The organism is Delftia sp. WY8, assembly GCF_018437695.1.
In the GTDB taxonomy this organism is placed as follows: Bacteria; Pseudomonadota; Gammaproteobacteria; order Burkholderiales; family Burkholderiaceae_C; genus Comamonas; species Comamonas tsuruhatensis.
In genome coordinates, this window is sequence record NZ_CP049795.1 from 3,466,193 (window position 1) to 3,483,724 (window position 17,532).

Genomic DNA, 17,532 nt, shown 5'->3' on the forward strand with positions numbered 1-17,532 from the left:
AAACCCGGCATCGCTAAAAACGAGGCCGGGTTCTCTGGTGTCGTCTTTAGCTGGATTTATAAAGCGCCCGCAAGCAGAAGCAAATCGGCGCATGAAGAATCATTATGCCAAAACGCCTGCCCCCGGAAGGATCAGGGCCAGCACGCCCAGCACCAGGAAGATCGCGGCCGAGATCACATGCACCAGCCGGATGGGCACGCGCTTGACCAGCTTGTCGCCCAGCCACACCACGGGAGCGTTGGCCAGCATCATGCCCAGCGTGGTGCCGGCCACCACCCACAGGTAGGCGTTGTACTTGGCCGCCAGCATCACGGTGGCAATCTGCGTCTTGTCGCCCATCTCGGCCAGGAAGAAGGCCACCAGCGTCGTGCCGAAGACGCCCCAGCGCGAGTGTCCGGACACCTCGTCCTCGTCGAGCTTGTCGGGGATCAGCATCCAGACCGCCATGGCGATGAAGGACAGGCCAAGAATCCAGCGCATGGCGTTCTCGCCAAGATAGCTGGTGATCCAGGCGCCCACGGCACCGGCCAGCGCATGGTTGACCAGGGTGGCCACGAAAATGCCCGCAACGATGGGCCAGGGTTTGCGAAAACGCGCGGCGAGCACCAGCGACAGCAGCTGGGTCTTGTCCCCCATCTCGGCAAGCGCGACGACGGAGGTTGAAATCAGGAAGGCTTCCATGGTGTGGGGATTTATCCGGCCGGATAGAGCACGCATTGACCACGCTCCGACTCCGGCCTTTGGATCGGTGCGCGGTCAATGGTCTCGATCGGTCACACGCAGCATTGCACTGCGCGCCGCATACGCCATAGGCCAGCGAAGGCCCAAGTTTGTTGACGCATGCATCCGGCTGCTGAGCCGAACGATCTACTCCCCAAAGACTGAGCCGGCGATCATAGCAGCCCTCGGATCTGCATGCCGGCCACCACTGCCGCCAAGGCACTTGCTTATGCGCTGCCGCAATTTCAGGGTAACTCCCAGGGGCATTCTGTGGCGGGCACGACGAATTTTTGCGAAACAGTAATAACGTGCGAAAACTTCTGCCACATAATGGGCGAGCTTTCGTTCGGGCTTCGGCTCAATGAGTGCTAGTGCGTTTGCGTCTCTAACGTTGTCATCCCGTGTTGACTCCCTAGGGCTCCATCGCGTTTTCCAGTTTTTTCAGGAGTCCTCCATGGGCAACAAGCTTTACGTCGGCAACCTGCCGTACACCTTCCGTGACAGCGATCTGGAGCAAGCCTTCAGCGAATTCGGCGCCGTTAACAGCGCCAAGGTAATGATGGAGCGCGACACCGGCCGTTCCAAGGGTTTCGGCTTCGTCGAAATGGGCAGCGATGCCGAAGCACAAGCTGCTATCCAAGGCCTGCACGGCCAAAACCGCGGCGGCCGTGACCTGGTGGTCAACGAAGCCCGCCCGATGGAGCCCCGCGCTCCCCGTAGCGGCGGCTTCGGCGGCGGCTTCGGTGGTGGCGGCGGTGGCGGCTTCGGCGGTGGCAACCGCGACGGCGGCTACGGCGGTGGCCGTCGCAACAGCTACTAAGCTCTCGCTTAGAGCATGCGTTAGCAAAAAAAGGGGCCCTCTGGGCCCCTTTTTTGTTGCCAAACGTTATCAGCTTGTGTTTTCGAGCATTTATCTTTTTGATTTTTGTGCTTCATAATTTAGTTTCGGGCAGACCCGTTCGAACGCTATGTGTTTAGGAAGGTTGGCCAGGCTCTTGTATACAAGGAACCTGATGTCTGTGCGTCCTGAAGCCGAGCGCAAACCAGTGAGCATTGAGGAGTTGAGGAGTTTTTGATGGGCAATAAGCTTTACGTCGGCAACCTTCCCTATGGTGTGCGTGACAACGACTTGGAGCAGGCATTCAGCCAGTTCGGCGCTGTCACCAGCGCCCGGGTCATGATGGAGCGCGACACAGGCCGTTCCAAGGGATTCGGGTTTGTCGAGATGGGCAGTGATGCCGAGGCTCAGGCTGCCGTTCAGGGCATGAATGGCCAGCCATTGGGCGGACGCAGCCTCGTGGTGAACGAAGCACGTCCCATGGAGCCTCGCCCCCCGCGTTCGGGCGGCTTTGGCGGCGGTGGCGGCGGCTATGGCCGTGGTGATGGTGGCGGCGGCGGTTACGGTGGCGGTGGCCGCGGTGATGGCGGTGGCTACGGACGCGGTGACGGTGGCGACCGTGGCGGCTATGGCCGTGGCGACGGCGGCGGTGGCGGCGGCTACGGCGGTCGTGGCGACGGCGGATTCCGCAGCCCTTATGGCTCCGGCCCCCGCAATGGCGGCCGTGGCGGCGGCTGGGGAAACAACAATAACAACGGGGAATGAGATCCACGGTTCTCAGTGTTACCCCGAATCAAAAAGGCTCCTTCATGGAGCCTTTTTTACGCACAAGATGCGTGCATGAGCATATTCCGAACGGCAATGGGCATCAGGGATTTTCCAAATGCCGATGTTTGCGCTTCCGTCCTACAAGCAGCCTGTCGAATATCGCGTTGGGGAGAATTTTCATCAACCGCCCCACCCAGGCCATTTGCCATGGAATGATGACCAGACTGCGGCGAGCTTCAATGGCACGCCAGGCCCTTGCGGAAAACTCCTGCGGCTCCAATAGGAATGGCATGCCATAGCGGTTACCACGCGTGAGGGGTGTATCCACATAGCCAGGAAGCAATGTCGTGACTTTTACGCCACTACTGCGCAATTCACCGCGAAGGCTTTCGCAATAGGCAATGACTGCAGCTTTGCTGGCGCAATAAGCGCCGTGTCCTGGCAGGCCGCGCAGCCCGGCCACACTGGAAATTCCGACCAGTTGCCCGCTTCCACGCTGCACCATGGGTGCGATGAAGGGGTGGAAGCTGGCCACAACCCCCATCGTGTTGACGGCCAGCACCTGCTGCATGGTGTCGATATCCTCGCGCATCGAGGTGTCCACGCCCCAGCTGACGCCAGCATTGGCGATCACGACATCGGGCAGGCCCTGCTGCTGCTCGCAGCGCCGGGCGGCGGCGATGATGCTGTCAGGCACGCCCACATCAGCCTCGTAGAGGGCGAAACGCGAGGAGTCCAGGCCCTGTTGCGCAGCCCATTGCGCCATCACGTCGCCGCGCCGAGCCACCAGCGCCAGCGACCAGCCTTGCTGGTAGGCGTGCCAGGCCAGGGCCTGGCCTATGCCGCTGGATGCGCCGGTGATGAAGGCCAGGGGTGCCGGGCTGCGCGAGGATGTCGTCATGGCTTGTTCTCCATCGGCATGCCTGCGCTTGCGCTGGCGCCTTACTTGGTCCTGGAAGGCTGCAGGGTGCCGCGCACGCGGCCCTGCAGTTTCATGACCAGATCCAGGTTGCTGTATTGCATGCTGTCGGCCGTGAAGCGGTCCTTGCCACGGGTCAGCACCACGGGCTGGTTGGAACTCACGCGCTCCTCGTTGGGCCAGGCGTGCAGGAATTCGCCCTGGAATTGCAACTGCGGCTGCGGCTGTTTACCTGCTGTCACAAATGGCTCGCGCGTGACGATGGCATTGCCGAACATCTGCACCTCGGAACCATCGGCATTGCTCAGCGCCCGGTTCGCACTGCCGCGCGTGATGCGGCCTTCGGGCGAGACCGCGAACATGCGGACGTTGTCGATTTCAAGCGTGTCGGTATCGGGATAGTGGCGGCCCATGCTGCCCTCGATCTGGCTCTTCAGACGCCCCGTGGCATCGAAGCTCTTGATCGAGAAATCCTTCATGAAATAGTCGGGCTCGTGCGCCACGGCCTTTTCGGTGCCGCTGGCCAGGGGCTGCGGTGCATTGCGCACCAGCCACCAGGTGCCCAGCGCCAGCAGGCCCATCAGCAGCACGGGCAGGTACAGGGAAAGCCGGTCACCGACGCGGCGCCAGGCCTGGGTCATGATGCGTATTCCGCCAGCAGCCCGGCATAGGCGCCACGCGCGGCCAGCAGCAGGTCGCACAGCTGGCGCACCGCTCCTTCACCGCCGCTGCGCGGCGTGACCCAATCGGCCACGGCCAGCACTTCGTCATGGGCGTTGGCCGGTGCGCAGGCGAAGGCGGAGCGCCGCATCACGGGCAGGTCCGGCCAGTCGTCGCCCATGGCTGCCGCCTGGTGCCATTGCAGGCCCAGCTCCTTCAGGATGGCCTCGGCGGCAGGCACCTTGTCTTCCGTGCCAAAGCGCGCATGCGTGACGCCCAGATTGCTCAGCCGCAGGCGAAGCGCGGGCGAATCGCGGCCCGTCACCACGGCGGGCGTGATGCCAGCCTTTTGCAGCAGTTTCAGACCATGGCCGTCCAGCGTGTTGAAGCGCTTGAGCACTTCGCCTTCGCCAGAGAACAGCAGGCCGCCATCGGTCAGCACGCCATCGACATCGAAGAATGCCACCCGCACGTCCTGCGCCAGCAGCAGCAGCGGTGCGTCCCAGTTCTGCACGGGCGTCAAGGGAGCGCGTGCCATCAGATTACCTTGGCGCGCATCAGGTCGCGGATATGGACCACGCCGCGCAGCTGGTGCTGCGCATCGGCCACCAGCACGGCAGTGATGCCGTGCTCCTCCATCATGCTGGCGGCGTCGACGGCCAGCGCGTCTTCGGCGATGGTGCGGGGGCCCTTGTGCATGACATCGCCGGCCTGCAGCGCGCGCAGGTCGGTGCCGGCCTCGACACGGCGGCGCAGGTCTCCGTCGGTGAAGATGCCTTGCAGCACGCCTGCCGCATCGACGATGGCCGAGCAGCCCAGGCCCTTGGCGCTCATCTCGCGCATCAACTCGACAAAGCTGGCATCGGCCCCGACCTTGGGCAGCTCTTTGCCGCTGCGCATGACATCGCGCACATGGGTCAGCAGCTTGCGGCCCAGCGCGCCGCCCGGATGGGAGCGCGCAAAGTCCTCGGCGCCAAAGCCGCGTGCATCGAGCAGTGCCACGGCAAGGGCGTCGCCCATGGCCATCTGCGCGGTGGTGCTGGCCGTGGGTGCCAGGTTCAAAGGGCAGGCCTCGCGCTCCACACGGGTGTCCAGCACCCAGTCGGCATGGCGGGCCAGCGTGGACTGCGCGCCGCCGGTCATGGCCACCAGGGGTATGCCCTGGCGCTTGATGGCAGGCAGCAGCACGGTGAGTTCATCGGCCTCGCCGCTGTTGGACAGCGCCAGCACCAGATCGATGCCGGTCACCATGCCCAGGTCGCCATGGCTGGCCTCGCCCGGATGCACGAAGAAGGCGGGAGTGCCCGTGGATGCCAGGGTGGCCGCCACCTTGCGCCCGACATGGCCACTCTTGCCCATGCCCATCACGACGACGCGGCCGGACAGGCTCAGGATGCGCTGCACCACTTCACCGAACACGCCATCCAGGCGCTGCGACATGGCAAGAAGGGCATCGGCCTCAATGCCCAGGGTGTCGCGGGCCAGGCGCAGGACCCTGGACGTATCCAGCGCATTCAAGGTGGCAGCATCAGAATTCATCTGGAAGATTTTAGGCGGTCTGGCTACCCGGCGGCGGCGGCCCCCATCGGGCGTCTGGGTACACTGGCCCGTTCTTTCCAGCCCCCGATCCAGCGCCATGCACACCACCCTCAGCGTCAACGACTACCTGCGATCGCACATACGCACCGTGCCCGACTGGCCGGCGCCCGGCGTGCAGTTCCGCGACATCACGCCGCTGCTGCAGGATCCCCAGGTCTTTCGCGTGATGACCGACGCCTTCGTGCACCGCTACATGCAGCGCGGCATGCGCCCCGACGTGGTGGCAGGGCTCGATGCACGCGGCTTCATCCTGGGTGCCGTGGTGGCCCACGAGCTGGGCGTTGGCTTTGTGCCCATCCGCAAGAAGGGCAAGCTGCCGTTCACCACGGTGGAGGAAACCTATGAGCTCGAATACGGCAGCGCCACGGTGGAGCTGCACACAGATGCCGTCAAGACCGGCGATCGCGTACTGCTGATCGACGACCTGATCGCCACCGGTGGCACCATGATGGCCGGCAAGAGATTGCTGGAAAAGCTGGGCGCCACGGTGATCGAGGGCGCGGCCATCGTGGATCTGCCCGAACTGGGCGGCTCCACCCTGCTGCGCGGTGGCGGCCTGCCGCTGTTCACGCTGGTGGATTTCGCCGGCCACTGAATCAGGCCGGCGCCCGGTCAGCGCAGTTCGCCGTACTGGGTGACACCCAGGTCCAGATGGTCCAGCGTGCTGTGGTGAAAGTCCGCGCCGCGTTCGCCTGCGCCCGGCCCGAGCAAGGGGCCCGAGCGGCGCACGCCGGCGGGCGCCGCAGCTGCAGAGCCCGCACCACGGGCTGCAGCGGGCATGGCCGCCACGGCCATCTTGAAGGCGGCCATTTCCTGATCGTCTATGGGCTCGAACGGCGCCGTGTCCTGCCTGCGGCGCTGGGGCGCCACGGCCTCCATCGCAGCCACGGCGGGTACGGCCACGGGCTGGACGGGACGCGGTGTGCGCACGGCCACGGAATGCACCTGGGCCTGGGCGGCGGCGTTCTGGTCGCTGACCCGCCAGTACACGGCTGTCACGACCGCGCCCATGCGGGCCTTGGCCGCCTGGGCCAGCATGGCCTCGATCTCGCTGAGCCGAGCGGTTTCGCTGGCATAGGCCCGTGCCAAGTCCATCATCACCACGAAGCGCTGGCCCACGCTGTCCAGCGAGAGCACCTTGAACTTGTAGCTGGCCGACAACACCCCGGCACGCACCATGACATCGCGCACCACGCCATAGAGCTGCTCACGGCGCTCGGACCGCTCGCTGCGGCGCCCGGCCGCGACGGCATCACGGCGTGCCGCAGGGTTGGCCTGGCCATCGTTTCCAGGCGAACCACGACCCTGTTCGGGCAAAGGCTTGCGGGAAAACCAGTTGAACACAGACATGGGGGCTCTCATTGTCACGAATAGTCACAAACTCGCGGCATTGTGCCTGCAACTTGGCGACATTTTGAGCACAGGTGTTGCAAAAACCGCTGTATCAATTTGTCGCAGAGCAAAGCCCGGTCTGTAATCCCACCCGGCCCCCGGAGAGCCTTCGCCCAAGTGCCGTTCAGGTGCTCGCCACCCGGCGGCGGCTGTCCACCGCGCGTCGCGCCAGGACCTGGCCGGCGGCCATGACCAGGGCCAGCGCCACCCCGGGCTGGCGGTTGCTGAGTTCGGCGAAGCGCATGGCCGTCAGGCACCACAGGCGCCCCGGCGCGGCAGCCTGCACCGTGGCGTGGCGCGCGCGGTGCGCAAAGAAGGCGCCCTCGCCCAGGATGGAGCCCGGACCGACGATGGCCAGGCGGATGCGCTCCTTGGCATCCTGGTAGTGCACGCTGAGGCTGCCGGACTCCACGAAGTACAGATTGCGGTCCAGCGAACCTTCGGCGAACAGCAGCTCGCCCGCGGCCAGAGTGACGGGCACCAGGTAAGGTGCCAGCAGATCCCACTGCTCCGAGGTCAGCGCGTTCTGCACACCGTCGACAGCCACGGCCGACGACATGGCCTGGGCCAAGGGCCGCAAATCATTGTGGGAGGAAGAAGACATGGCGGATCCGGTTCGAAGTGGGCCGCGTACCCGCTCCGGGACGGCACCCGGCGACAGGCAGCGGCAAGGGCCGCTGCGGCACGCCGCATGCTAAGCGACGGCAGCGGGCACGCCAATGCCGGCGCGTGGGTTTTCGACGGCAAATTTTGTAGCAAAAGATAAATATTGCCGCCATCCCATCAGCCGTGCTGGGCATGCCGCGCTCAGCCCGGATCCCCTCCGTCACTTGCCAATGCAAAAGCTCGAGAAGATCACACCCAGCAGGTCATCCGAGCTGAATTCCCCGGTGATGGAGTTCAGCGAGACCTGGGCCAGGCGCAGTTCCTCGGCCAGCAGGTCCAGATGGGCGGCCTGGGCCGCCAGCTGCAGCTCGGCCTCTTCCAGGTGCGCGGCCACGGCCTGCAGCGCCTCCACATGGCGTGCGCGCGCCAGGTACAGGCCTTCGGGGGCGGACTGCCATCCGGCCACATCCAGCAGGCGCCGGCGCAGCGCATCCAGGCCGTCGCCGGTGCGTGCCGACAGCGCCACGCTGCCTTCGCGCCCGCCATGCGCCTGCAGCTGGGCCGGCTCGGCGCGATCGGTCTTGTTCCAGACATCGATCACGGGCACCTGGCCCGGCAGCTTCTGGGCCAGGGTTTCGGCGATGGCCGCGTCTGCGGCCAGATAGTCGTTGTCGCCCATGCGCGTGAGGTCGTGCAGGAAGAGCACGGCATCGGCCGCAGCGATCTCCTCCCAGGCGCGGGCGATGCCGATGCGCTCGACTTCGTCACTGCTCTCGCGCAGGCCGGCTGTGTCTATCACGTGCAGCGGCACGCCCTCGATCTGGATGGTCTGCTGCACCTTGTCGCGCGTGGTGCCGGCGATGGGCGTGACGATGGCCAGCTCGGCACCGGCCAGCGCATTGAGCAGCGAGCTCTTGCCCGCATTGGGCTGCCCTGCGATCACGACCTTGATGCCTTCGCGCAGCAGCGCACCCTGGTGGGCGCGCGACAGCACCTGGTCCAGCTTGCCGCGCAGCCGCGCGAGCTGGCCGCTGGCATCGGCCTTTTGCAGGAAGTCGATCTCTTCCTCGGGAAAGTCCAGCGTGGCCTCGACCAGCATGCGCAGGTGCACCAGCGCATCGCGCAGGCCATGGATCTCCTCGGAGAAGGCTCCCGACAGCGAGCGGCTCGCGCTGCGCGCGGCGGCCTCGGTGCTGGCGTCGATCAGGTCGGCAATGGCTTCGGCCTGGGCCAGATCGATCTTGTCGTTGAGAAAGGCACGTTCGGTGAATTCCCCAGGCTGGGCCAGGCGCAGGCCAGGCAGTACGCTGCGATGGCCTTCGAGAGGCTCTTGCGCCGCCTCCAGGCAGCGTGCCAGCAGCAGCTGCAGCACGACCGGGCCGCCGTGGGCCTGCAGCTCCAGCACGTCCTCGCCGGTGTAGCTGTGCGGCGCCGGGAAGAACAGGGCCAGGCCGTGGTCTATGGGTCCGCCTGCGGCATCGCGCAACGGCAGGTAGGTGGCCTCGCGCGGCTTGAGGTCGCGCCCGCACAGCACCCGCACCAGCGGCGCCACCCCCTTGCCGGAGACGCGCACGATGCCCACGGCGCCGCGCCCCGGAGCGGTGGCGATGGCGGCAATGGGGTCGTTGTGGCGGGGCAGCATGGATGGAGCTTTCTAGGGAAGGGATTTCAGGCCGCCGATGATAGGCCGCCCATGAAAAATGTCCGCTGTCAAGTCCTTCATTCAGACATGCAGTGGGGAAAAAGCTCTTACAGGGCAATAGGTTAGGCTAGATTTCAGCCGCTGAGTGCTCTTGCTGCTTTTCGAGCTAGGTGCTGCATAGGCGCTTCGCGGCGGTAAGCGTGGGGGCGCCGCGGCGGGCAAGATCGCACCATCATAGTCTCGCCCTGCCGCAAGCCCCGTCAAAAGCGAAAGCGCAGTCAGTGGACTGCGCTTTCATCGTGAAGGGGTAGCGGATGCGTCCACATCGTCAACCCTACTTCAGGGTATGGCCTTGCTCCCGCCACCCTTCCTGAATCCCCGGTCGCCGGCCATGAACGCCTCCAGCATAAGAGGAATCAACGTAGTGGCATCGACTGCCTCGCCATACGCCTGCGAGTGCGCCACGGCATAGCGGTCGAGATCAGCTTTTAGGCTGACCGGGCACAAAAACGTGAGCTTCGTGCTCTCGGTCTTGGGTAGCGGCCCAAGCCGCAATTTCTTGGAGGTGTTCATTTCGCCGCTCCTCTCTGGACGAAAAGCGGCTGGTACGGTCGCAGCATCAGGTCACGGTTGACGATGATCCGCACCGGCAGGCCCGGCCGCCCCGTCAAGGTCGGCTGAATGTTCATGTTGCGCCGGGTCATCTCCTGGCCGACCTGATTGATGCTGTCCTGCGCGCTGTCGCGCCCGGCAATCACGATGCGGTTGCCGTTCTGCCGGTTCTCCGGCGCGGCCAGCTCCGCGCCCACGCCCAGCAGTGTCGTCAGCGCCGCACCGGCAAAGACGCGATCCCAGTGCCAATCGACGCCATCCTCCAGGCCGGAGTAGCCGGCCGGGTCGGTGCCCGCGAGGTTGTCGAGCTTCAGCGAAGACGTGTCCGGCAAGATGATGCGGTTCCACACCAACTGCACGCGGCTCTGCCCATAGCTCACCTGGCTGTTGTACTTGCCCATGAGGCGCGAGCCCTGAGGGATCAACAGAAACTTGCCGGTGGCCGAGTCGTAGACCGACTCCGTCACCGTGCCAATCACGTCGCCCGGCAGGTCAGACTTGATGCCTGTCACCAGCGCCCCGGCGATCACCGTCCCGGCCATCACCTGGTACGGCGAGGTCGGCATTTGCAGATTGCCGGAATTGCGGGTTTCCGTAGAACCGCCTTTCAGGAAAGCCTCTTTCTGGTCTTGCCGGTTCTGCACGGCGGTCGGGTCGGCAGGCAGGGCAGCCGTCGAGGCCGGCCCAGCGGCCAGCGGGTCGAAGCCCGCCAAGGTCGATGCCGGGCCAGCCGCTTGCGCATTCGCTGGCGCTGCGGTCTTGCCGGGCGTACCAGAACGGAAGAACACCGAGGAAGCCGCTGCCGCTTCGGCTTCCTTGCGCCGAGCGTCCTCCGGGTCGTGGCCCGGTGGCGCATACGTGGGTGTCACCGGCTGCTGCGCCTTCACGATGGCAGGGCCGAGATCGCCCGGCAGCGGCGGCCCCAGCTCCGGCACCTTCGGCAGCTTGGAGTAATCCGAAGGCAGGCCATCCAGCCCCTCGGACTTCGAGACTCGATCCACGTTGTAAAGCTCGGTCTGCTCGCCTGCGCCGCGCCGATGTGGCTGCAATGACCAGATCGTGGCCCCTAGCACGGCGACCGACAGGCCGCCCGTGAGCATGGCCAAGGTGCGCCGATTCAGACGTGTGACCGGGCGCGGCTGGGCGCGCAGCGCCACCGCCTCGGGCGCGACCTTGCCCGCCTGTGGCGTGCCAAGATCGCGAGTGTCGTCCTGGCTCATGGTCAGTTCCTCCGCGTGCCACCGGAAACGCCATCGGTGCGCTCGATCCGCACCACATCGCCCTTGTCTCCGCCCAGGCGCAGTTCGGCCGCACCGAACAGGCGATCCACGATGTAGTACGGCGCACGGAATCGGTAGTTCACCAGTTGCCCATCGCCCTGCGCGCCGATCACGAACAGCGGCGGCAGCTCGCCCTGCGCGATGCCCGGCGGGAACTGGATGTAGACCTTCTCGCCATCGTCGAAAGCGCGCAGCGGCTTCCACGGCGGATTGCTGCCACTGACCGCATAGCGAAAGCGGATCTTCTCCAGCGACAGGCCAGCATCGACCGGCGCGGCGGCGCTGGCCGCCTGCGCCTGGCGCTGCAAGGCCAGCATCTTGTCCTTCGGATACTCCCAGGACACCGACGCCATCCACGTCTTCTCAGTCGAAGTCAGTTCAATCAGGTACGTGCGCCGGCTGGTCGTGATGACCAGATTGGTCTTGAGGCCCGAGCGGATCGGCTTGACCATCACATTGACGCGCAGCGCATCGCCGCTGCCGCTCGATGTATCGCCCACGATCCAGCGCACGGTATCGCCGGCGGCCACCGTTACCAGTTCCTCACCGGGCTGGAGCGCGATCACCGTCACGCGACCCACGGCCGCATAGACCTGATACAGCGCGCCATCGGTGAAAGGCCACACCTGAATCGCGTTGACGTACCCCTCGCGCGTGGGCGCGATACGCGCCTCGGCGTTGGCGCGGGACACACGCACGGTTTCATCGGCAGGTTCTGCTGCGGGCTTGGCATCCGGCACAGGCTTCATCTGAGCCGGCATCGGCAGCACTTGCGGCATGGCCACCACCTCCACCGGCGCAGGCGGCTCCGGTAGCGGCTGCGCCTGTACCGGCTCGTCGAGCGAAATGGACGGCGGCGGCTTGCCCTGCGTGGCGCAGCCCGCGAGGGCAAGCAGCATGATCGGCAAGACGGATTTACGGAAAAGATCATTCATGGTTTTGCTCCTTCGTTAGCTTCCAGTTCGCGGCTCCACGACAGCCCGTTGACGTAGATGCCCAGGGGGTTCTTGCGCACACGCTGCTCGGTGCGCGGCGTCTGCTGCACGATGGACACGACAGCGTTCCAGCGTTCGGTGCGGTCCAGCGCACCGTTGACGAAACGGGTCTCCGTCCAGCGCACGTTGAACGACGTATCGCTCGCGCGAGTCACGCTGCTGACCTGCACCGTCACCGACTCCTTGCCAATGCGCGCGAACGGATCGTTCACGCGGGCGTACTCGTTGAGCACCACGGCGCCCTTGTCGGTCGTGTAGTCATAGGCATCGAGCCAGTTCTGCCGCACCACGATGGGGTCGATGGACAGCGAGCGCACCAGACCGATGAAGCGGCCGAGGTGGTAAGCAATCTGCGCATCGCTGGGCCGGTACGGCGTGGCCGCTTCGCCGACAGCGCGCACCTGACCCGAGTTGTCCACCTCGATGACGTAGGGGGTGACGATGGACTGCGCGGAACGCCAGACCAGGCCACCGGCCATCAGTACGGCCAAAGTGAGGCAGCCGAAGGCCATGAGCCGCCAGTTCTTCGCCTGTGCGCGGGCCGAGCCGATGCGCTCGTCCCAGGCCTGGGCAGCGGATTGGTACGGGGTAGCAGGCTGCGGTGTGTTGGCATAGCGCACCTGCGGTCTTTTGAATCGCATGGAAGTTCTCCTTCAAGATCAGGAATCGGAATCACGCAGGCTTGGCCCCTGGCTGGAGCTGCCGCCGTCGCCGCCGCGCAGCGTGTGGGCGGCGGTCGTCGCGGCATGGGTGAGTTGCTGCCTGCGGTGCAGGCGCTTGGCCCAGGCGGGTTGCTCGGTGGATGGGGCTGTGGCGGGAGCCTCGCTTGCGGCCTGTGCGGCGCCGCCCCCCGACGCCGATCCGGCGTCATCGGGCCGAAAGGCCGCCGCCATGCGCTCCTTCATCGACCGCGCCCCATCGGCGACTTTCTGCCCGGCCGCCTGCGCGCCGGTCTTGGCAACATTGCCCACGCCGGCGGCGGCACCCTTCAGGCCGCCACCGGCCGAAGTGGAGCCCGCCTGGTACGCCGACTTGGCGCTGCTGGCGGTCGATGCCATCGAGCGGGCGGCGGCGGGTGCCATGCGTGCCCCGGCCGCCACTGCGCTTCCGACGCCGGTAGCCGCGGCACCGACCGCCACGGCGGTTCCGGCTGCGCCGATGGCAGCACCGGCCATCGCGCCCGCGCCGAGCTGTGGCCCACCGGACACCAAGCCTGTCGCAATGCCCGGCCCAAAGATGCCCAGGGCCAGCAGGGACAACGAGGCCAGCATGATGACCAGCGCCTGGTCGATGGACGGCTCGGAACCGGGCGGTATCCTGAATTCGGCGAATAGCCCCGAGCCGATACCCACGATGACGGCGAGCACCAGCACCTTGATGCCCGAGGACACCACGTTGCCCAGCACCTTCTCGGCCATAAACGCTGTCTTGTTCCAGAGGGCAAACGGCACCAGCACGAAGCCCGCCAGCGTGGTCAGTTTGAACTCGATCAGGGTGACGAAGAGCTGCACCGCCAGCACGAAGAAGCTAACGATAACCACCAGCCACGCGAGGAACAGCACGACGATGGGCGCGATGTGGATGAACACCTCGGGGAAGCCCGCCATCTCCCTGATCTGGTCGAGGATCGGCGCCGCTGTGTCGATGCCGGCCTTGGCCAATCGACCTGGTTGCAAGAAGTTGCCCATGCTCAAGGTCGAGCCGCTGGCTGTCAGGCCAAGACCCGCGAAGGAGCGGAACAGGACACCGGCCAGCATGTTGAAGTTGCCGATGATGTAGGCGAAGGCACCGACGTACAGCACCTTGCGGATCAGCTTGGCAATCACGTCCTCGCCCTGGCCGGTCGCGTGCCCCATCGCCCAGAACAGCCCGGCGAGCGTCATGTCGATGACGATCAGCGTGGCCGTGAGGAATGCGACCTCGCCGTGCAGCAGGCCGAAGCCCGAGTCGATGTAGCGCGAAAAGACATCGAGAAAATGGTCGATGACCGAAATGTCATTCATGGCGAGTCCTCCTGCACAGGCGAGGCCGTGGCCACCGCATTGCTGTCCTCTGCGGGTTCATCGAAGCTGGGCGGAATCGGCGGCAGATCGGCCAGCGTCTGGTACTCATCTGGCCCGGTCTTGCCGGAGAGAAAGCGGCGCAAATCGGCCTGGGCCACCTGCGCGCAAGACGCGTCGTCGAGCTGGCCCGCGCGGCATTGCTCCTTGAGCAAGTGCAGCCGCGACGGATCTGCCGAGAGCGCATCGACCGAAGGCCCCTCCTGCTGGCCGCAGCCGGCCAGCAGGAGCACGAAACCGCAGAGAGCAGGCACGCGGGTCATGACAGCACCCGTCACCGGCCGTAGAAATCGACGGACTGCGGTGTGTACGGCGTGCCTTCGCCCAGGAAGCGCCGATTCACCTCGCGGCCACGCTCCACAGCAGCGGCCTGCCGTGCCAGTTCCAGCGACGCAGCGCGATCCTGGGTGATGCTCAGGCGCTGCGTCTGGATGGACTGCTTGGCTTGCAGGGCCAAGAGCTGGTTCATGGCCTGCATCGCCTGCAAGGCACCCACTGCCGATTGGCTCTTGCCCACGAGGTCGGCCAGCACGCCTTCGTCGTCGCTCAGGTTCTGTGAGGCCTGGGCCTGCATCTGCATGGTGGTCTGCAAACCATTGAGCGTGTTCTTCCAGCGTTCCTGCGTATCGCGGTACATCTGGTCGCCGCTCACGGTGGCGGCGTATTGCTCGGGATACAGGCGCTGGAACTCCCGATCCAGATTCGTCACGTCATAGGCCAGGCCCTTGGCTTGCGCGATCAGCCGCTGGGTGGTCGCCAGATTGGCGCGCAACTGGCCCACCACGCTGGACGGCAGGCTGGCCAGGTTGCGCGCCTGGTTGATGAGCATCTGCGCCTCGTTCTGGAGCTGCTTGATCTGGTTGTTGATCTGCTCCAGCGTGCGGATCGCGGTCAGCGTGTTCTGCACGAGGTTCGTGGGGTCGATCACGACCCATTGCGCCTGCACGGCGGTAGCGGTGCAAAGCATGGCCGCGACGGCGGCGGCGAGAAGACGCTTTTTCATGATGGGTTCTCCTGGGGGTGGGTGGACAGGAACGAGGACAGCAGGTCGGCGGCCCAATGCAGGCCACGGTGGCGCAGCCACGCGGCTGCGAAGGGAGAGGAATCGGAATGCGCAGCGGCAAGCACCGCGTCGATGTCGCGCTGGTCTTGCGGCGTGGAAGCACCCGCGAAGGCCAGCGTCGCGGCGCCCAGGTCGAGGTCAAACAGGCGATTGCCGAGACGCGATTGGTAGTAGTAGTCGCGCTTGGGCTGCGCGGTGGCGACAATCTCGATCTGGCGGCTGTTGAGGCCGAAGCCTTCGTAGATCGTGCGAATCTGCGGCTCGGTCGCCTGCGGGTTCGGCAGGAAGATGCGGCTTGCGCAGCTCTCGATGATGGCCGGCGCGATGCTCGAATCCTTGATGTCGGCGAGGCTCTGCGTGGCGAAGATGACGCTGACGTTCTTCTTGCGCAGCGTCTTGAGCCACTGGCGGATGCGCGCCGCAAACACCGGATCGTCAAGGAACAGCCACGCCTCGTCGAGGATCAGCAGCGTGGGGGCGCCGTCAAAGCGTTCGTCGAAGCGCGCAAAGAGGTAATGCAGCACCGCCATGACGGCGGCCTTGCTGTGCATCAGCTCCTCCATCTCGAAGCACTGCACGTCGGCCATGCCCAGCCGGTCATGGTCGGCATCCAGCAGCTTGCCGTGCGCGCCGCCGAGCACATAGGGCGCGAGGGCCTGCCGCAGTGCGTTCGATTGCAGCAGGACGGAAAGCCCTGTCATCGTGCGCTGCTCCACGGGCGCACCGGCGAGACTGCCGAGCGCCGACCAGATCGCTGCCTTCTCGTCAGGGCCAACCGCGACGCCTTCATGCCGTAGCCGGCCTTCGATCCATTCGGCCGCCCAAGTGCGGTAGCCCTCGCGGTCGATACGGGCCAAGGGCTGGAAGGCGATCTCGCCATCCATCCCGAGGTCGTAGTGCTCACCGCCCAGGCCCAGGATGGTGGCGCGCATCGAGCGCCCCATGTCGAAGGCGAAGACGCGCGATCCGCGATAACGACGGAACTGCATCGCCAAGGTGGCGAGCAGCACCGATTTGCCCATGCCCGTGGGGCCGGCCACCAGCGTGTGGCCCACATCGCCGATGTGCGTGACCAGCCGGAACGGCGTCGCGCCCTCGGTGCGGGTCACGATCAGCGGCGGGCCGTCGAGATGCGCGTTCTTCTCTGGCCCGGCCCATACGGCGGACACCGGCACCAGATGCGCCAGGTTCAGCGTCGAGACGATGGGCTGGCGGACATTGGCGTAGGCATGACCCGGAATCGATGACAACCACGCATCCACCGCATTAAGCGTTTCGGGAATGGTGACGAAGCCGCGCCCCTGGATGACACGCTCCACCATGCGCAGCTTCTCGTCGGCCACGGCGGCATCCGCGTCCATGACGATGACGGTTGCCGTCAGGTAGCCAAAGGCCACCTGGTCGCTGCCCAGCTCCTGCAAGGCAGCATCGGCATCGGCCGATTTGTTGCTAGCGTCGGTATCGACCAGCGGGGATTCCTGCTGGAAGATGGTTTCGCGCAATAGCGCGATGACGTTCTTGCGCTTGGCGAACCATTGGCGGCGCAGGCGAGAAAGCTCTCTTTCCGCATCGGCTTTGTCCATGCAAAGGAACCGGGTTGACCAGCGATAGCCAAAGCTGAGGCGGTTGAGGTCGTCCAGAATCCCCGGCCAGGTCGAGGTGGGGAAGCCCCGCACCGTCGCCACGCGCAGGTGCTGGTCGCCCAGCATCGGCGCCAGACCACCGATCAGCGGCGCGTCGGCCAGCAGCGCGTCGAGGTGGAATGGCACTTCCGGCACGCCCACGCGGTATCGCCGTGGGGAAATGGTCGAGTGCAGGTAGGTCAGCGTCTGGCTGTCATCGAGCCACGCAATCTCCGGCATCACGCCATCGAGCAGGTCGAAAATCCGATCCGTCTCCGCGACGAAGGCGGTCAGGCGCTCACGCCAGTCCACTCCCTCGGTCGGACGGTTCTCGTACAGCATTCCGGCCGCACGAGCGCGGGCTTCCTCCGGCGGCAGGTACACCAATGTCAGGTGGTAGCCGCTCTCGAAGTGGTTGCCCGAGTCCTCAAATGCGGCGCGGCGTTCTTCATCGACCAGCCAGGACAAGGGCTCCGGGAAGTCCGAGTGTGGGTAGCCGGCAGCAGCTCGCCGTTCGGCCTCGATGAACAGCGCCCAGCCCGAACCGAGCCGGCGCAGCGCGTTGTTCAGCCTCGCCGACGTGGAAATCAGTTCGCCCTGTGTCGCGCTGTCGAGGTCTGGCCCCCGAAAGCGCGCAGTGCGCTGGAAGGAGCCATCCTTGTTCAGCACGACTCCGGGCGCGATCAGCCCGGCCCAGGGTAGCCAGTCGGCCAGCAGCGCGGGCCGCTGGCGGTATTCGGCAAGGTTCAGCATGGC

The 17,532-nt window shown here is 65.7% G+C and carries 19 protein-coding genes; 3 read left to right on the plus strand and 16 right to left on the minus strand.

The features are described from left to right. Positions 1 to 102 precede the first annotated feature (102 nt). Positions 103 to 681 (minus strand): TMEM165/GDT1 family protein, encoded by a 579-nt coding sequence (locus tag G4D77_RS15985; RefSeq protein WP_154832953.1) that lies wholly within the window; start codon positions 679 to 681, stop codon positions 103 to 105. A gap of 493 nt (positions 682 to 1,174) precedes the next feature. Here G4D77_RS15985 and rbp (G4D77_RS15990) point away from each other — a divergent pair, with 493 nt between their 5' ends. Both rbp (G4D77_RS15990) and rbp (G4D77_RS15995) read left to right on the plus strand, forming a co-directional pair. Continuing rightward, complete coding sequence (rbp, locus tag G4D77_RS15990) at positions 1,175 to 1,540, plus strand: RNA-binding regulator (RefSeq protein ID WP_016447246.1); 366 nt, start codon at positions 1,175 to 1,177, stop codon at positions 1,538 to 1,540. A gap of 255 nt (positions 1,541 to 1,795) precedes the next feature. Next, positions 1,796 to 2,323: an RNA-binding regulator gene (gene rbp, locus G4D77_RS15995; protein WP_082001643.1), complete on the plus strand. Its 528-nt coding sequence runs from the start codon at positions 1,796 to 1,798 to the stop codon at positions 2,321 to 2,323. Between the two features lie 103 nt (positions 2,324 to 2,426). Here rbp (G4D77_RS15995) and G4D77_RS16000 read toward each other — a convergent pair whose 3' ends face one another. Genes G4D77_RS16000 through G4D77_RS16015 form a run of 4 tightly spaced genes read right to left on the minus strand, consistent with a single transcriptional unit; the run spans position 2,427 to position 5,444 of the window. Further along, positions 2,427 to 3,227: an SDR family oxidoreductase gene (locus G4D77_RS16000; RefSeq protein WP_016447248.1), complete on the minus strand. Its 801-nt coding sequence runs from the start codon at positions 3,225 to 3,227 to the stop codon at positions 2,427 to 2,429. Positions 3,228 to 3,268: 41 nt separating this feature from the next. Next, entirely contained in the window at positions 3,269 to 3,886 is a 618-nt protein-coding gene (gene lptC, locus G4D77_RS16005) for an LPS export ABC transporter periplasmic protein LptC (protein WP_016447249.1), read from the minus strand. After that, positions 3,883 to 4,443, minus strand: a complete 561-nt coding sequence (locus G4D77_RS16010; RefSeq protein WP_016454196.1) for a KdsC family phosphatase — start codon at positions 4,441 to 4,443, stop codon at positions 3,883 to 3,885. The genes lptC and G4D77_RS16010 overlap by 4 nt, the downstream gene beginning before the upstream one ends. After that, on the minus strand, positions 4,443 to 5,444 hold the full coding sequence (locus tag G4D77_RS16015; RefSeq protein ID WP_016447251.1) for a KpsF/GutQ family sugar-phosphate isomerase: 1,002 nt from the start codon (positions 5,442 to 5,444) through the stop codon (positions 4,443 to 4,445). The genes G4D77_RS16010 and G4D77_RS16015 overlap by 1 nt, the downstream gene beginning before the upstream one ends. Positions 5,445 to 5,541: 97 nt before the next feature. Here G4D77_RS16015 and G4D77_RS16020 point away from each other — a divergent pair, with 97 nt between their 5' ends. Continuing rightward, the gene (locus tag G4D77_RS16020; protein WP_016447252.1) at positions 5,542 to 6,099 is read left to right on the plus strand and encodes an adenine phosphoribosyltransferase; all 558 of its coding nucleotides are present in this window, start codon (positions 5,542 to 5,544) and stop codon (positions 6,097 to 6,099) included. A gap of 17 nt (positions 6,100 to 6,116) precedes the next feature. Here G4D77_RS16020 and G4D77_RS16025 read toward each other — a convergent pair whose 3' ends face one another. From G4D77_RS16025 to trbE, 11 genes are all read right to left on the minus strand, one after another. Continuing rightward, the gene (locus tag G4D77_RS16025; RefSeq protein ID WP_016447253.1) at positions 6,117 to 6,854 is read right to left on the minus strand and encodes a hypothetical protein; all 738 of its coding nucleotides are present in this window, start codon (positions 6,852 to 6,854) and stop codon (positions 6,117 to 6,119) included. Positions 6,855 to 7,020: 166 nt separating this feature from the next. After that, positions 7,021 to 7,500, minus strand: coding sequence for a Crp/Fnr family transcriptional regulator (locus G4D77_RS16030; RefSeq protein WP_016447254.1), 480 nt, complete (start codon positions 7,498 to 7,500; stop codon positions 7,021 to 7,023). Positions 7,501 to 7,722: 222 nt separating this feature from the next. Next, complete coding sequence (gene mnmE / locus G4D77_RS16035) at positions 7,723 to 9,144, minus strand: tRNA uridine-5-carboxymethylaminomethyl(34) synthesis GTPase MnmE (protein ID WP_016454193.1); 1,422 nt, start codon at positions 9,142 to 9,144, stop codon at positions 7,723 to 7,725. A gap of 339 nt (positions 9,145 to 9,483) precedes the next feature. After that, entirely contained in the window at positions 9,484 to 9,717 is a 234-nt protein-coding gene (locus G4D77_RS16040) for a DUF2274 domain-containing protein (RefSeq protein ID WP_017407699.1), read from the minus strand. Further along, positions 9,714 to 10,976 carry a TraB/TrbI/VirB10 family type IV secretion system protein gene (locus G4D77_RS16045; RefSeq protein ID WP_017407700.1) on the minus strand — a complete coding sequence of 421 codons (1,263 nt, stop codon included), beginning with the start codon at positions 10,974 to 10,976 and terminating at the stop codon, positions 9,714 to 9,716. The genes G4D77_RS16040 and G4D77_RS16045 overlap by 4 nt, the downstream gene beginning before the upstream one ends. A gap of 2 nt (positions 10,977 to 10,978) precedes the next feature. Next, the gene (gene trbG / locus G4D77_RS16050) at positions 10,979 to 11,971 is read right to left on the minus strand and encodes a P-type conjugative transfer protein TrbG (protein ID WP_035884620.1); all 993 of its coding nucleotides are present in this window, start codon (positions 11,969 to 11,971) and stop codon (positions 10,979 to 10,981) included. After that, positions 11,968 to 12,672, minus strand: coding sequence for a conjugal transfer protein TrbF (gene trbF / locus G4D77_RS16055; RefSeq protein ID WP_035884621.1), 705 nt, complete (start codon positions 12,670 to 12,672; stop codon positions 11,968 to 11,970). The genes trbG and trbF overlap by 4 nt, the downstream gene beginning before the upstream one ends. An 18-nt stretch (positions 12,673 to 12,690) precedes the next feature. Beyond that, positions 12,691 to 14,034 carry a P-type conjugative transfer protein TrbL gene (trbL, locus tag G4D77_RS16060; protein WP_035884622.1) on the minus strand — a complete coding sequence of 448 codons (1,344 nt, stop codon included), beginning with the start codon at positions 14,032 to 14,034 and terminating at the stop codon, positions 12,691 to 12,693. Then, complete coding sequence (locus tag G4D77_RS16065) at positions 14,031 to 14,354, minus strand: EexN family lipoprotein (protein ID WP_017407589.1); 324 nt, start codon at positions 14,352 to 14,354, stop codon at positions 14,031 to 14,033. The genes trbL and G4D77_RS16065 overlap by 4 nt, the downstream gene beginning before the upstream one ends. An 11-nt stretch (positions 14,355 to 14,365) precedes the next feature. Next, positions 14,366 to 15,094: a P-type conjugative transfer protein TrbJ gene (gene trbJ / locus G4D77_RS16070; protein ID WP_035884623.1), complete on the minus strand. Its 729-nt coding sequence runs from the start codon at positions 15,092 to 15,094 to the stop codon at positions 14,366 to 14,368. After that, positions 15,091 to 17,529 carry a conjugal transfer protein TrbE gene (gene trbE, locus G4D77_RS16075; protein WP_035884624.1) on the minus strand — a complete coding sequence of 813 codons (2,439 nt, stop codon included), beginning with the start codon at positions 17,527 to 17,529 and terminating at the stop codon, positions 15,091 to 15,093. Before trbE ends, trbJ begins: the two co-directional genes overlap by 4 nt. Positions 17,530 to 17,532 lie beyond the last annotated feature (3 nt).

Excerpts from the sequence above, each read along its gene's own strand:
- G4D77_RS15985 (WP_154832953.1), bottom strand. The coding sequence starts at position 681 with ATGGAAGCCTTCCTGATTTCAACCTCCGTCGTCGCGCTTGCCGAGATG.
- rbp (WP_016447246.1), top strand. The coding sequence starts at position 1,175 with ATGGGCAACAAGCTTTACGTCGGCAACCTGCCGTACACCTTCCGTGAC.
- rbp (WP_082001643.1), top strand. The coding sequence starts at position 1,796 with ATGGGCAATAAGCTTTACGTCGGCAACCTTCCCTATGGTGTGCGTGAC.
- G4D77_RS16000 (WP_016447248.1), bottom strand. The coding sequence starts at position 3,227 with ATGACGACATCCTCGCGCAGCCCGGCACCCCTGGCCTTCATCACCGGC.
- lptC (WP_016447249.1), bottom strand. The coding sequence starts at position 3,886 with ATGACCCAGGCCTGGCGCCGCGTCGGTGACCGGCTTTCCCTGTACCTG.
- G4D77_RS16010 (WP_016454196.1), bottom strand. The coding sequence starts at position 4,443 with ATGGCACGCGCTCCCTTGACGCCCGTGCAGAACTGGGACGCACCGCTG.
- G4D77_RS16015 (WP_016447251.1), bottom strand. The coding sequence starts at position 5,444 with ATGAATTCTGATGCTGCCACCTTGAATGCGCTGGATACGTCCAGGGTC.
- G4D77_RS16020 (WP_016447252.1), top strand. The coding sequence starts at position 5,542 with ATGCACACCACCCTCAGCGTCAACGACTACCTGCGATCGCACATACGC.
- G4D77_RS16025 (WP_016447253.1), bottom strand. The coding sequence starts at position 6,854 with ATGTCTGTGTTCAACTGGTTTTCCCGCAAGCCTTTGCCCGAACAGGGT.
- G4D77_RS16030 (WP_016447254.1), bottom strand. The coding sequence starts at position 7,500 with ATGTCTTCTTCCTCCCACAATGATTTGCGGCCCTTGGCCCAGGCCATG.
- mnmE (WP_016454193.1), bottom strand. The coding sequence starts at position 9,144 with ATGCTGCCCCGCCACAACGACCCCATTGCCGCCATCGCCACCGCTCCG.
- G4D77_RS16040 (WP_017407699.1), bottom strand. The coding sequence starts at position 9,717 with ATGAACACCTCCAAGAAATTGCGGCTTGGGCCGCTACCCAAGACCGAG.
- G4D77_RS16045 (WP_017407700.1), bottom strand. The coding sequence starts at position 10,976 with ATGAGCCAGGACGACACTCGCGATCTTGGCACGCCACAGGCGGGCAAG.
- trbG (WP_035884620.1), bottom strand. The coding sequence starts at position 11,971 with ATGAATGATCTTTTCCGTAAATCCGTCTTGCCGATCATGCTGCTTGCC.
- trbF (WP_035884621.1), bottom strand. The coding sequence starts at position 12,672 with ATGCGATTCAAAAGACCGCAGGTGCGCTATGCCAACACACCGCAGCCT.
- trbL (WP_035884622.1), bottom strand. The coding sequence starts at position 14,034 with ATGAATGACATTTCGGTCATCGACCATTTTCTCGATGTCTTTTCGCGC.
- G4D77_RS16065 (WP_017407589.1), bottom strand. The coding sequence starts at position 14,354 with ATGACCCGCGTGCCTGCTCTCTGCGGTTTCGTGCTCCTGCTGGCCGGC.
- trbJ (WP_035884623.1), bottom strand. The coding sequence starts at position 15,094 with ATGAAAAAGCGTCTTCTCGCCGCCGCCGTCGCGGCCATGCTTTGCACC.
- trbE (WP_035884624.1), bottom strand. The coding sequence starts at position 17,529 with ATGCTGAACCTTGCCGAATACCGCCAGCGGCCCGCGCTGCTGGCCGAC.